The organism is Streptomyces sp. JLBG701 (assembly GCF_058544905.1).
The window spans coordinates 9,819,909-9,832,536 of sequence record NZ_CM178588.1; the positions used below are offsets into that span (position 1 = coordinate 9,819,909).

The 12,628-nt window shown below is 72.3% G+C and carries 12 protein-coding genes; 4 read left to right on the forward strand and 8 right to left on the reverse strand.

Translation table 11 applies throughout. The features are described from left to right. Positions 1 to 33: 33 nt before the first annotated feature. Together AC5DRG_RS44905 and AC5DRG_RS44910 are read left to right on the forward strand one after the other, a co-directional pair. Positions 34 to 2,118 carry a xanthine dehydrogenase family protein molybdopterin-binding subunit gene (locus AC5DRG_RS44905; RefSeq protein ID WP_491813333.1) on the forward strand — a complete coding sequence of 695 codons (2,085 nt, stop codon included), beginning with the start codon at positions 34 to 36 and terminating at the stop codon, positions 2,116 to 2,118. A gap of 83 nt (positions 2,119 to 2,201) precedes the next feature. After that, entirely contained in the window at positions 2,202 to 2,657 is a 456-nt protein-coding gene (locus AC5DRG_RS44910; RefSeq protein WP_491805835.1) for a (2Fe-2S)-binding protein, read from the forward strand. Between the two features lie 27 nt (positions 2,658 to 2,684). On the opposite strand, the gene AC5DRG_RS44915 is transcribed toward AC5DRG_RS44910, so the two are convergent. From AC5DRG_RS44915 to AC5DRG_RS44950, 8 genes are read right to left on the reverse strand one after another with little or no spacing between them, the layout of a single operon-like run. After that, a complete protein-coding gene (locus tag AC5DRG_RS44915; protein WP_491813334.1) occupies positions 2,685 to 3,212 on the reverse strand; it encodes an NUDIX hydrolase family protein in 528 nt (175 codons plus the stop codon). 42 nt (positions 3,213 to 3,254) lie between these two features. Beyond that, a complete protein-coding gene (locus AC5DRG_RS44920; RefSeq protein WP_491805836.1) occupies positions 3,255 to 4,433 on the reverse strand; it encodes an amidohydrolase family protein in 1,179 nt (392 codons plus the stop codon). Between the two features lies 1 nt (position 4,434). Beyond that, a complete protein-coding gene (locus tag AC5DRG_RS44925; RefSeq protein WP_491805838.1) occupies positions 4,435 to 5,838 on the reverse strand; it encodes a type I glutamate--ammonia ligase in 1,404 nt (467 codons plus the stop codon). A 51-nt stretch (positions 5,839 to 5,889) separates the two neighbouring features. Further along, complete coding sequence (locus AC5DRG_RS44930; RefSeq protein ID WP_491805840.1) at positions 5,890 to 6,669, reverse strand: SAM-dependent methyltransferase; 780 nt, start codon at positions 6,667 to 6,669, stop codon at positions 5,890 to 5,892. A 14-nt stretch (positions 6,670 to 6,683) separates the two neighbouring features. Then, positions 6,684 to 7,400, reverse strand: coding sequence for a response regulator (locus AC5DRG_RS44935; RefSeq protein WP_491805841.1), 717 nt, complete (start codon positions 7,398 to 7,400; stop codon positions 6,684 to 6,686). 50 nt (positions 7,401 to 7,450) lie between these two features. Further along, positions 7,451 to 9,448 carry an FtsX-like permease family protein gene (locus AC5DRG_RS44940; RefSeq protein WP_491805842.1) on the reverse strand — a complete coding sequence of 666 codons (1,998 nt, stop codon included), beginning with the start codon at positions 9,446 to 9,448 and terminating at the stop codon, positions 7,451 to 7,453. A 25-nt stretch (positions 9,449 to 9,473) separates the two neighbouring features. Then, positions 9,474 to 10,157 (reverse strand): ABC transporter ATP-binding protein, encoded by a 684-nt coding sequence (locus AC5DRG_RS44945; protein WP_491805844.1) that lies wholly within the window; start codon positions 10,155 to 10,157, stop codon positions 9,474 to 9,476. A gap of 20 nt (positions 10,158 to 10,177) precedes the next feature. Beyond that, entirely contained in the window at positions 10,178 to 10,546 is a 369-nt protein-coding gene (locus tag AC5DRG_RS44950; RefSeq protein ID WP_491805846.1) for a DUF4333 domain-containing protein, read from the reverse strand. 151 nt (positions 10,547 to 10,697) lie between these two features. Between AC5DRG_RS44950 and AC5DRG_RS44955 the strand changes: the two genes are divergently transcribed. Next, positions 10,698 to 11,867, forward strand: a complete 1,170-nt coding sequence (locus tag AC5DRG_RS44955) for a sensor histidine kinase (RefSeq protein ID WP_491805848.1) — start codon at positions 10,698 to 10,700, stop codon at positions 11,865 to 11,867. 111 nt (positions 11,868 to 11,978) lie between these two features. Further along, the gene (locus AC5DRG_RS44960) at positions 11,979 to 12,611 is read left to right on the forward strand and encodes a helix-turn-helix domain-containing protein (protein WP_491805850.1); all 633 of its coding nucleotides are present in this window, start codon (positions 11,979 to 11,981) and stop codon (positions 12,609 to 12,611) included. Positions 12,612 to 12,628: the final 17 nt, after the last annotated feature.

Below are 12,628 nucleotides of genomic sequence, written 5' to 3' on the forward strand. Positions count from 1 at the left end.
TACGAGTCAGGGAAGTTGTCCCGGCGCAGGTTCATGGTCTACTCCCTCGCGGCGACGACCCTGACCGTCGCGGCGCCCATCGGCTGTGACACGTCGTCCGCGGAGGGCGCCGAGACCGCGGCTCGCGCTGCGTCCGACGTGGTGGTGACCGGCACCGACGACGAGATGCTGGTCCTCGAAGTGACCGAGGCCAACAAGGTGGTCGTAAAGCTGCCGCGGGTCGAGGTCGGGCAGGGGGTCACCACCGCGGTGGCCATGATGATCGCCGAGGAACTGGACGCCCGCCTCGTCGACGTGCGCATCCCGCTCGCCGGCGCCCGGACCAGGGGGAACCAGTTCACGGGCGGATCGAACTCGGTCAGTTCCCTCTACGGGCCGGCCCGCCAGCTCGCCGCCACCGCACGCGCCAGGCTGGTGACCGCGGCCGCCAGGAAGTGGCACGTCCCGGCGCGGCTGCTGCACACCCGGGACACCATGGTGCTCGGGCCGAACGGACGCAAGGCCACCTTCGGATCGCTGACGGCGAGCGCGGCCACGATCCACCGGCCGGCCGTGTCGAGCAAGCCGAAACCGGCCTCGCGGCATCGGGTGATCGGACGGCCGACGACCCGGATCGACGCGCGCGACATCGTCACGGGGAAGGCGCAGTACACCGGGGACCTGTCGGTGGCGGGGGCGAAGCCGACGGTCGTGGCCAGGCCGCCGACGCTCGGCGGAAAGGTCGTCTCGGTGGACGACCGGGCGGCTCGCGCCCTGCCCGGCGTCCTCGCGGTCGTCAGGATCGCAGGCGGGGTCGCCGTCGTCGCCGACTCCTTCCACCACGCCTTCAAGGCCATGGACGCCCTGCGGATCACCTGGTCCCCGGGCCCGCTGGCATCCCTGTCCGACGCCGCGATCCGCTCCCGGCTGCGCGCCGCGGTCCCGCCGCTGGGCTCCGCGCCGCGCGGATCGACGCAGGTGGCGGGCGAGTTCGCGTTCGCCTTCGTCAGTCACGCCCCGATGGAGGTGCTGACCGCGGTCGCGGACGTACGGGCCAACGGCGCCGAGATCTGGTTCTCCTCGCAGTCCCCGATGGACGCACGGGACAGCATCGCGTCGGCCGTCGGACTGCCGAGTTCGAAGGTCAAGGTCCATGTCGTGCGCGGCGGCGGCTCGTTCGGACGGCGGCTGAACCACGACGCCGCGATGGAGGCGGCCCTCATCTCCAAGGCGGCACGCCGGCCGGTGAAGCTGATGTGGAGCCGCGTCGACGACATCCGGCACGGCAGGATGCGCCCGGCCAGCCACCACAAGATCCGGGCCAGCCATGCCGACGGCCGTGTGGTGGCCTTCGTCCATGCGACGGCGTCGGTGAGCGAGTCGTACGAGGACGGCATCTCGGCCCAGGGCGGCAGGACGAGCCTCCTCGCAGCGTCGTCGGGCCCACTGCCCAGCGACAGCGGCCTCTACAACTTCGGTGCCCTCTCCGGGGATTCGGGCAGTGTCGAGCTGGCGATGCCGTTGGGCGCCTGGCGTTCCGTGGACTCCGGGACGATGCGGACCGCGGAGGAGATCGTCGTCGACGAGATCGCGCGGAGCCTGGGCGAGGACCCGGTCGCCTTCCGGCGCACCACCCTGCGGAGCAAGGCCGTCAAAGCCGTACTCGACAAGGTCGCGACCGCCGGGCAATGGGGTCGGACCCTGCCGGACGGGCAGGGCCAGGGCGTGGCCGTCCACGAGGAGTACGGCTCCTGCGTGGCCTGTCTGGTCGAGATCGACGCCACCGACCCGAAGCAGCCCCGGGTGACGAAGGTGGTGATGGCCGCCGACGTCGGAACAGCCGTCAACCCCAGCGGACTTGAGGCCCAGCTCATGGGCACCGCGATCGACGGCATCTCCACCGTGCTCCAGGCCGGCCTCCACATCGACCGGGGCGCCGTCCGCGAGGGCAGCTACGCCGACTTCCGCTACGCCCGTCAGCGCAACGCCCCCTTGCACTTCGAGGCGCACATCATGCCGTCCCGCGCCGAGCCCGGCGGGGCGGGCGAACTGGGCGTTCCGGCGGCGGCCGGCGCCGTGGCCAACGCCTACGCCCGGGCGACCGGCACCACACCGCGCAGCTTCCCGCTCACCTTCTGACCGAACTCAGGCTTCAGACACCCCACTTCAGACCTCCGACTTCAGACTTCCGACTTCAGACTTCCGACTTGGAGAGGCCCCCGATGCCCCGCCACACCTTCGTCCTCAACGGGAAGCCGGTCACCGTCGAGGCGCCCGCGGACATGCCGCTGCTGTGGGTCCTGCGCGATCTGCTGAACGTCACCGGCCCCAAGTACGGCTGTGGCGTGGGCGTTTGCCGTGCCTGCACCAGTCACCTCGACGGTGCGGAGATCCAGCCCTGTGTCGTCCCGGTCGCGGACTGCGCGGACCGTGAGGTCACCACCATCGAGGGCCTGGCCGACGGCAACAAGCTGCACCCCGTCCAACAGGCCTGGCTCGACTGCGATGTGGCGCAGTGCGGCTTCTGCCAGCCGGGGCAGATCATGGCCGCGGCCGCCCTGCTGAAGAAGACGTCGGTACCGACGGACGCCGACATCGACGGGATCGAGAACGTCTGCCGCTGCGGTACCTACTCCCGCATCCGCGAGGCGATCAAGAAGGCCGCCGCCGAGGCGTGAGCCACCGGCGACGGTCCTCAGATGACTTCAGCTGACGTGACCGACGTGCGCGAGCGCCTGCTTGAGCAGGGCCCCGTGCCCGCCCGGCATCTCGCTCTGCAGCGCCTCGGACGCCGCCTCGTGCGGGCTGAACCAGACGAGGTCGAGGGCGTCCTGCCGGGGGCGGCAGTCACCTGACACCGGCACGATGTAGGCGAGCGACACGGCGTGCTGGCGCGGGTCGTGGTACGGCGTGACCCCGTGCGTCGGGAAGTACTCGGCGACCGTGAAGGGCTGGAGCGAGGCCGGCACCCGGGGCAGCGCGACCGGGCCGAGGTCCTTCTCCAGGTGGCGCAGCAGGGCGTCCCTCACCCGCTCGTGGTGCAGCACCCGCCCGGAGACGAGCGTGCGGCTGACCGTGCCGTCCGGTCCGATGCGCAGCAGCAGGCCGATGCTGATGACTTCGCCGCTGTCGTCGACGCGCACGGGCACGGCCTCGACGTACAGGATCGGCATACGGGCCCGGGCTTGCTCCAGTTCGTCGGAGGTGAGCCAACCGGGCGTGATCTCGGTCATGTCAGACATTGCTTGATCATACTTTCAGTCATTCCCGGGCGCTCAGCCACGGTCGCTGTCAGGGGCGGGGTCTGTGACGGAATCAGGGTCGTGAAGTCCGTAGACGCGGCGGGCGTTGTCGTGGGCCGTCCACGCGACGATGCGCAGAGCGTCCGGCAGGCTCAGCTCGTCGGCGGCCACCCTCTCCTGGAGGAGTCCGGCCAGGCCCTGCCGGAAGGCCAGCGCCCCGAGCTGGTGGAACTCCGCAACACCGTACGCGTCCGAGCTGTACAGCAGCTTGCGGAACGGTGTGATCTCCAGCGCTTCCTCCAGGATCGCCCGCGCCCGCGCGGGACCCACATAGTGCAGGGTGAGCCCCACGTCGAGGTAGACCTGTTCGAAGACCGTCGCCAGATAGGCGGCCTGCCGCTGGTAGGGCCAGCAGTGCAGGAGCAGCACCGGAATGGTGCCGGACGTCAGATGCAGCCAGTCGGTGAGGTGGGTGGGGTCCACCCGGTGCAGCCGGATGTCGCCGTCCCCGAACCCGGTGTGCAGTTGGAGGGGAAGCCCCAGGTCGACGGCGGTCCACAGCACATGCCGGACCAGCACGGGGTCGCTCAGGCGCCGCACCCCGCTCCCCAGCCAGTGCCGGGCCGCCTCCGTGACCTCCGCGTCCGAGGGCCGGGCGGGATCCAGGTCGAACCCGGCCCGGTAGGCGGCCACGGACTTCACCGCCACCACACCGGGACGCCGTACGGCATCCAGCGCGGCGGAACGGAACAAGTCGGCGTACTCGCCCGGCTCGACCCCGTCGGCCGCCACCGCCTCGGCGACACTTTCCAGCCGTACGACCTCGTACGCGACCGCCGAGGGCCCCGCGTCCCGGGCCAGCTCCGCCGGAGCGGTGAGGCCGTCCGGCGCGTACCCGGTGTCGACGCAGAACACGTCGGCCCCCGCCGCGGACACGAACCGCCGGTTCACCTCGCGCCAGCCCAGTTCGGCCCGCCGCGCCAGATACTCCTCGGCGGGCGCGTGGTGCGGCAGGTCGAGGAGCGGGGCACAGTGCCGGCGGACCGCCACACCGACAGGGCTGTCGAAGGGCGAGATCCCGGGCCACGGGTCGCCCTCGGTGATCAGGGACTCGAAGCGCTTCCGGTCCAGGTCGGCGGTGACGACTCCGTGGCAGTGGTGGTCCACGAGGCGTACGGCGGCCAGCGCCTCGTGGACGGGGCCCGCGCCCACCTCAGTACTTCCAGCGGTACGCGGCCGCCACCTGCTCGTCGTCCAGCCCCTCGACGGCCGCGACCTCCCCGAGGCGTACGGCGATCACCGCGTCGGCGAGGACCGGTCCCAGTGCGGTGCGCAGCTGTCTGTCCTTGCGGAACTCCTCGACGGCCTCGTCCAACGAGGCCGGCAGCCGGCGCACGCCCAGGGCCGCCGCCTCCGCCGCACCCAGCCGCGCGGGATCCCCGGTGATCTCACCGGGCAGCGCCGCGGACGACGTCAGCCCGTCCAGGCCGGCGGCGATCAGACAGCCGAGCGCCAGATACGGGTTGGCGGCCAGGTCGACCGGCTTGACCTCCAGATTCGCCTGCTGGTGCCGTTGCCCGGCTGTGCCGGTGACGACCCGTACCGCGGCCTCGCGAGTCTCGCGGCCCCAAGCCGTGAACACCCCCGCCCACTGCGAGGGTTTGAGCCGCAGATAGCTCGACGGGCTCGGCGCGGTCACCGCCGTGAGGCCCGGCAGGTGGGCCAGCACGCCGGCCGCGAACGACTCGGCCTCGGCCGTCATCCCGTACCTGCGGTCACCGCCCGCGTGCAGGTTCACCCCGTCACGCCAGGCGGACAGATGGACATGACCGCCGTTGCCGACGCCCTGGGCGAGGACGGCCGGGGCGAAGGAGACCCGCAGCCCGTGCCGCTGTGCCACCGCCCGGATCGTCTGCCGCACCAGCACGCTCCGGTCGGCCGCCGCCACCGGGTCGAGCGCACCCACCGAGATCTCGAACTGCCCGGCCGCGTACTCGGGATGCAGCTGGTCGACGTCCACCCCCTGCGCCGCGAGCGCCGCCAGCAACTCGGCGCAGTAGTCGCTCAGTTCGACCTGTCGGGTGGCGCCGTACGCCGGGCCCGAGACCGCCGGCACGAAGTCCCCGTCGGCGGCCGACCCGAGCCCCACCGCCCACTCGATCTCGATGCCCGCCCGGAACGTGATGCCATGTTCCCGCGCGGACTCCGAGACGATCCGCCGCAGGAAGGTGCGGCTGCACCCCGGGTGCCGCTCGCCTTCCTGGGTGATCCGGTCGACCGGCGCCCACGCCCAGCCGGGCTGCCCGACCAGCACCGACACGTGGTCGAGATCGGGGTAGAGGCGCAGGTCGCCGTCGGGCGAGCCGAGGACGTCGGTGGAGACGATGTGGTCGCCCGCGAGAAAGGTGTCGAACACCGGTGACATGCCGACACCCCAGGCCGCGGCCGAGGCGAGCCTGGCGGTCGGGACCGTCTTCACCCGGCCGATGCCCGCTGTGTCGACGTAGGACAGGACGATCCCGTGCACGCCGCGCCCGGACAGCTCCGCGCTCAGCGCGGTGGCCCGTTCGACATCGCCCGGACGTCCGCCCGGAACGGGGTCGACAAGGGTGGTCATAGGTCCTCCTCGACGAGCCGGGCACCGCGGGAGCCGTCGGTGCCGCTCACGTCAGGGTTTCACGGCCACCGCGCCGAACTGCGGTACCGGGGCGGGAGAGTCGGGCCCGGCGCGCCACCGCGAGCACGACACCAGGCCCGGGTCGAGCAGGTCGAGGCCCTCGAAGAAACCGGCGATCTCCGCGCGGGTGCGGGCGGTGAGCGGCGGGGTGGCGTTCTCGTTCCAGAACCTCATCGCCGCGATGTTGCCCCCGCCGCCGAGGTCGGAGTCGAAGGTGGGGTGCGTCAGGACCAGGAAACTGCCGGAGGGGACCGCCGCCATCACCCGGCGCACCACGTCCATCGCCTGGTCGGTGTCCAGGACGAAGTTGAGGATGCCCAGCATCATCACCGCGACGGGCCGGCCCAAGTCGAGGGTCAGCGCCGCCCGTTCGAGGATGGCGTCCGGGTGGTGCACGTCGGCGTCGATGTAGTCGGTGACGCCCTCCGGAGTGCTGGTCAGCAGGGTGCGGGCGTGCATCAGCACGATGGGGTCGTTGTCGACGTAGACGATCCGCGCCTCGGGTGCGATGAGTTGGGCGATCTCATGGGTGTTCTCCACCGTCGGCAGCCCGGTTCCGATGTCCAGGAACTGCCGCACCCCGTGCTCGGCGGCCAGCAAGCGCACCGCCCGGCCCAGGAAGTCGCGGTCCGCGCGGGCCACGTCCCGGATCACCGGGAACATCGCGGCGACCTGCTCGCCGACCCGCTGGTCGACCGTGTAGTTGTCCCGGCCGCCGGTCCAGTAGTTCCACACGCGCGCGTTGTGCGCCACTGCGGTGTTCAGCTCCACCGCAGCATTGTGGATCAATTACCCCTGGGCGCGTGGCCGTTCTGCCAGGCCCAGGCCGCGATCTCCACGCGGTTCCGCGCGGCCAGCTTGAGCTGGACGCTGGAGAGGTGCGTCTTCACCGTGGACAGCGAGACGTACAACTCGGCGGCGATCTCGGCGTTGGTGCGGCCGAGGGCGACCAGGCGGACCACGTCGAGCTCACGGTCGGTGAGCGGCTCGGTGAGCGGTTCGGCGAACGATTCGGCCAGGGGGGCGGGTCGCGGTGCCTCGGCCGGCTGCGGGGCCGTGAGGTGCTTGAGCAGCCGGACCGTGACCGAGGGCGAGACCAGCGAGTCGCCCGCCGCGGCGGCACGGACCGCCTCCGCGAGGAGGGTCGGCCCGGAGTCCTTGAGGAGGAAGCCGCAGGCGCCGCCGCGCAGCGCCCCGTACACGTATTCGTCGAGGTCGAAGGTGGTGACCACGACCACCCGCAGCGGATCGGCGACACCTGGCCCGGCCAGCAGCCGGGTGGCCTCCAGGCCGTCCAGCTTCGGCATCCGGATGTCCAGCAGACACACGTCCGGCCGCAGCCGCCGGGCCAGCGCGAGGGCCTCCTCGCCGTCGGCGGCCTCGGCGACCACGGTGATGTCCGGCTGCGCGTCCAGAAAGAAACGGAAGCCCGTGCGGACCATGTCCTGGTCGTCGGCGATCAGGACCCGGATCGGGGGACTGGGCGGGGCGGGGGTGGTCATGGCTCGATCATGCCTCAGGGTCCAGGTCCGACATGTCAGTGGCGGGTACGTCAGTCCGCCGTCTGCGCCGGATCGGCCGTCACCTTCCGCAGCAGTGGTCTGCTTGCCGCGATCGCCGCGAACATCGTGAGTGCTCCTGCGGCCGCGCAGAGGGCCAGTTGGATGGCGCCGGACGTGCTGATCGTGCTGTCGGTCGCCTTGTTGAACTGGTAGGCGCCGTACAGCCCGGTCGCCGTGGTGCCGCCGGCCAGGACGACCAGGGGCAGGACCGTCTCCCGGACCCTGGCCCGGTCCAGCACCTTCAGCGGGGCGCCGGACAGACGCAGAAGGCCGTAGACCCGGCGTCGGTCGAGGACGCCCGCGGCTGCGGTCAGGCCCGCCGAGGCGGTCGCGACCAGGAAGCTCAGGGCCAGTGCGGCGGTGCCGAGTTGGGCGAGGAGGTGGGTGATCACGTCGTCCTGGGCGTTTGCGTAGGCCTGCGCGTACGGGAGTCGGCCGGAGCCGAGGGGTTGCAGTGCGGTGAGGGTGGTGTCGAGTTGCTCCGGGCCGCCGGAGACGTGGGCGATCACGCCGTCACCACCGCCCAGCAGGAAGCTGTCGTCCCCCTCCGTGACCTTCGCGGTCACCCCAGCCTCGCGCAACAGCGTGCGGGCCTCGGTCACCGCGTGGTGTGCGGAGGCGGAACTCGCCGTGGGCACGGCCACCTGGCCCCGGAAGTCGAAGCCCAGGACCCCCAGATTGCCGACGGTGAAGAACCCGGCCACGAACCCGGCGAGCACCAGGCCGCTGACCGTGCGCCAGGCGCCGCGCGGGTCGTCGCTGAGCCTGCGCGCGGCCAGCAGTGTCGCCGGGCGGCGGGCGAAGCGGCCGGCGATCCGCCCCAGCCGGTCCACCACCCACGGGCCGAGCATCCAGAACGCGGCGTAGAACAGCAGCATCAGGACGACCACCCGCCCGTTGTCCAGGGTGCCGCCGTGCATGCTCTCGCGGATGTAGACCAGGGCCGCCACGAACAGCAGGAGCCGGATCAGACGCGTGCGGCGCGGATTCGCCTCCTGGGCCACGCCCAGCGGAGACTTCGCGACCTGGCGCAGCATCGACATCGCGCTCACCGCGATGAGCCCGGCCACGGCGATCACGACAGCCGCCACCCACGGCACGCCCACCCACAGCTGCCCGGTGTACCAGGACCCGATGCCGTACGGGACCTCGGCGAGGGCGGGCAGCAGCGCGCCGTACGCCACCGCCCCCGCCAGGGCACCGGCCGCGCCGACCCCGGCCGCCTCCACGCCGGTCATCGCCAGGATCTGCCGAGGGGTCGCCCCCGCCAACCGCAGCGCGGCGAGCCGTTGTTCGCGCCGGGCGGCACCGAGCCGTCCGGCCGCCGCGGCCAGCACGATCACGGGGACGACCAGCAGACCCACGCCCAACAGCACCGTGCTCTGGTCGCTGCCCGTGAACAGGCTCCGCTGCGAACCCGCGAACCCGGAGACCACGGCGCGCCCGGTCTGTCCCGCGTCGTACAGACCGCCGCCCGCGGCCGCCGTGGACACCGCGGGGTCGGTGGGCGCCCGTCCCACTACGGCCACGAGCTCGTCCGGCGAGGCGAGACCGGCCGCGCCGATCGTGCCGTAGGACGCCACCTTCGGGAAACGGTCGGCCAGTTGGCTCGCGGGCAGCTTGTGCAGCAGCTCGGCGAGGGCGGGGGAGACGTACACCTCGCCCTTCATCGGGAAGGCGCTCAGGCCGGGCGGTGCGGGGGTCGCGGCGCGGTCGGGCAGCTGGGCCAGCGACACGACGGTGACAGGGGCGTCGCGGACGTACGTCGTCGCGAGGGCCTGTACGGCGGTGCCGTGCCGGTCGGCCTCGGGGGTGCGCCAGGCGGTGCGGTCGGCGCGGGCGCCGGCGCCGAGGTAGGCGGCGAGCAGGACGAGGAGGACGAGTGAGCCGACGGCTGCGGCGCCGATGGCGAGCAGCTGGCTCTGCAGGCCGCGACGGCCGGACGACTTGGCGAGATGCCAGGTCAGGGGCAGGACGGGGGAACGCATAGGGGTCTCCGGGAGGCGCGAGTGGTCAGGCGACCGTGAACTGGCTGTGGCTGCTGATCCGGCCGTCCCGCACCTGCAGGACCCGGTCGCAGTGGGCTGCGACATCCGCGTCGTGGCTGACCATAACGAGACAGGCGCCCTGCTCGCGGGTGACCGAGGTGAGCAGTCGGACGACCTCCTCGCTGGTGACCTGGTCGAGGGCGCCGGTCGGCTCGTCGGCGAAGACCACGTCCGGTTCGACGACGAGGGCGCGGGCGATGGCGACCCGCTGGGCCTGACCGCCGGACAGCTGACCGGGGCGACGTCCCTCGAGTCCGTCGAGTCCGAGCGGCGCGAACCAGCGGCGGGCCCGGGCGACCGCCTGCTTGCGGGGCATGCCCTCCAGCATCAGCGGAAGGGCAACGTTCTCCTCGGCGGGCAGCTCCGGCAGCAGCTGGCCGAACTGGAAGACGAACCCGAACCGCTTGCGGCGCAGCGCGCTCAGCCGGTTCTCGCCCAGCTTGTCCATGCGCTCGCCGCGCAGGACCACCTGACCGCCGTCCGGGCGGACGATCCCGGCCAGGGTGTGCAGAAGCGTGGACTTGCCCGACCCCGACGGGCCCATGATCGCGAGCGAGTCGCGCTCGCCGACCTCCACGTCCACACCCGCCAGGGCCGTCGTGGAGCCGTACTTCTTGATGAGGCCGTGACCGGCCAGCACAATGCTCATGTCGTGGTCCCCGATCCGGCTCAGCGCTCGAACTTCCAGGTCACGGAGTCGGCCGAGGCCTTGACCACGGACACGGGGATGTCGACGGTCTTGCCGTCGCCCTTCTTGCCGGTGCAGGTGACGGTGGCCCCGGCGACCGCCTTGAGGCCGGTCGGGCAGGACACGTCGGAGACCTTCGTCCCGACCCAGGGCAGGGGGTGGTACTTGCTCTCGGTTCGGCCCGCGACGATGTTCGCGGCCAGCGCCCGGTGGCCGTCCACCGTCACCGTGCTGTACGAGTCCAGCCGGCTGGTCGACTCGGTGGTCGCGAGCAGAGAGGTGCCGACGCCGCCGACGGCCAACGCCGCGGTCGCACCGCCGATGACGCCGATGAGGAACTTGCGCTGCATCACGTACTCCTGAAGGTCGAGGGGAGGAAGTGGCTCCACCCTCGCCCGTGGGTACGGGCGTGCGCCTCGGCCGTTAGGTCAGGGTTGGGACGGCGGCCCCTCGACCTTTCGGCCGATCCCGCCGCCGACCGCCTCGCCTACGGTTACCGGCATGATCTCTGTTTCCGCCCGGGGCTGCGCACGGGGCTTCGGGGTCGGCGTCCTGCTCGTGGCGTCGGTCGTCGACGTGCTCGCGGCGGGCTCCACCGGTCTCACCCCCTGGCCGTCGGCCGCGGTGCTGTTCCTCGGCCTCGCGGCCGTGCTGTGGCCGGCCGAGCGCCGTCCGCGGTGGCTCACCCCGCAGGTGCGCACCGCCGCGCCCGCGCTGGCCTCCGCGTTCTACACGGCGGGCTCGGCCCTGTCCGGCGAGCAGGTCCTGTTCGGCCCGGGCGAGACGCTGATCCTGCTGTGCCTGCTGTTCATCGCGGTACGGCACTGCCCCACCCCCTGGGCCGCGGTGTGCGGCGTCCTGAATGGCGCGGCCGTTCTCCTCCTGCCGGTGCGCGCCCTCCGGGAGACCCCGGGCGACATGGAGGGCTACATGGTGGTGGGCCTGGCCCTCATCGGCCTCTCCGCCGGCCTCGCCGCCTACCTGCGCAATCTGGACTACCGCCGTAGCGTCGCCGTCGCCGAGACGCGCCGGTCCGAACGCCTGGCCATCGCCGCCGACCTGCACGACTTCGTCGCCCACCACGTCACCGGCATCCTGGTCCAGACCCAGGTGGCCCGCATGATGACGACGGCGCGGACCACACCGCCCGAGGACCTCGACCCGGTCCTGGCGGGCATCGAACGCGCCGCCACCGAAGCCCTGGCCTCCATGCGCCGCACGGTCGGCGTGCTGCGCGACAGCGGCCCCGAAGCCGCCGACCGCCGTCCCGTCGGCGACCTGGCCGCCATCGCGGAACTCGCCGACGGCTTCGCGAGCCCCGTCCAGAAGGTCACCCTGCGCCGCGACCCCGCACTGCCCGCCGACCTCCCGCACGAGGTACAGGCCGCCGCCTTCCGGGTGGTCCAGGAGGCGCTGACCAACGTACGGCGGCACGCGGCCGACGCCACCGAGATCACCGTCGGCCTGCGGCTCGCCGGCCGGCGCCTGGAGGTCGCGGTGACGGACGACGGACGCGGCGGCACCCAGCTCCCGGCGGCGGCGCACGGGGGCGGCTTCGGACTCGTCGGCCTGACGGAGCGGGTGACCACGCTGGGCGGCGAATTGCACGCGGGGCCGCGCGAAGGGACGGGCTGGGAGGTCCGGGCGGCCTTTCCACTGGGGAAGCCCTGACGACACATGCCCACCAGGCACTTGCCACTCGCGCAGCCCCTGCTCTGGCGCCCTGGCCGACCGCGGCTGTTCAATGTGGCTGCACAGACCCGCCCGGGAAAGGAGCCGCTCGTGGCAGCTGCCGATGTGCCGCCGGTCGGCGCACGGATCCGGCAGGCGCGACTGGACCGCGGGACGAGCCTGCGCGCCCTGGCCCGCGCGGTCGGTGTCTCCGCGAGCCTGGTCTCCCAGATCGAGACCGGCAAGAGCCAGCCGTCGGTCAGCACGCTGTACGCGATCACGACGGAGCTGGGTATCTCCGTCGAGTCGCTTTTCGAGGCGCGGGAGCCCGCCGCGGCGATGGGCGGTGCCACCGTCCTGCATGCCCTCGCCGCCTTCGCCGCCGACCCCGCCCGACGCATCGGACCGCTGATCACACCTGGTGAGCGGGAGGTACTGGAGCTGGACTCCGGCGTCGTGTGGGAGCGGCTCGGGCACGTGCCCGGCATGGATGTCGACTTCCTGCTCGTGACGTACCGGCCCGGCGGTTCCTCCTCCGGCTCCGGCGGCCTGATGCGGCACGCGGGCACGGAATACGGCTATCTGACCTCGGGTGTGCTGGTGCTCACGCTCGGCTTCGACGAGTACACGCTGCGTCCCGGCGACGCCGTGTGCTTCGAGTCGACGACCCCGCACCGGTACCGCAATGATGGAGAAGAGCCGGCGGTGGGTGTGTGGTTCGTGTTCAGCCAGAGTGTTCAGTAGCACTTGACGCTCCCGTC

Excerpts from the sequence above, each read along its gene's own strand:
- AC5DRG_RS44905 (WP_491813333.1), top strand. The coding sequence starts at position 34 with ATGGTCTACTCCCTCGCGGCGACGACCCTGACCGTCGCGGCGCCCATC.
- AC5DRG_RS44910 (WP_491805835.1), top strand. The coding sequence starts at position 2,202 with ATGCCCCGCCACACCTTCGTCCTCAACGGGAAGCCGGTCACCGTCGAG.
- AC5DRG_RS44915 (WP_491813334.1), bottom strand. The coding sequence starts at position 3,212 with ATGACCGAGATCACGCCCGGTTGGCTCACCTCCGACGAACTGGAGCAA.
- AC5DRG_RS44925 (WP_491805838.1), bottom strand. The coding sequence starts at position 5,838 with ATGACCACCCTTGTCGACCCCGTTCCGGGCGGACGTCCGGGCGATGTC.
- AC5DRG_RS44935 (WP_491805841.1), bottom strand. The coding sequence starts at position 7,400 with ATGACCACCCCCGCCCCGCCCAGTCCCCCGATCCGGGTCCTGATCGCC.
- AC5DRG_RS44940 (WP_491805842.1), bottom strand. The coding sequence starts at position 9,448 with ATGCGTTCCCCCGTCCTGCCCCTGACCTGGCATCTCGCCAAGTCGTCC.
- AC5DRG_RS44945 (WP_491805844.1), bottom strand. The coding sequence starts at position 10,157 with ATGAGCATTGTGCTGGCCGGTCACGGCCTCATCAAGAAGTACGGCTCC.
- AC5DRG_RS44950 (WP_491805846.1), bottom strand. The coding sequence starts at position 10,546 with ATGCAGCGCAAGTTCCTCATCGGCGTCATCGGCGGTGCGACCGCGGCG.
- AC5DRG_RS44955 (WP_491805848.1), top strand. The coding sequence starts at position 10,698 with ATGATCTCTGTTTCCGCCCGGGGCTGCGCACGGGGCTTCGGGGTCGGC.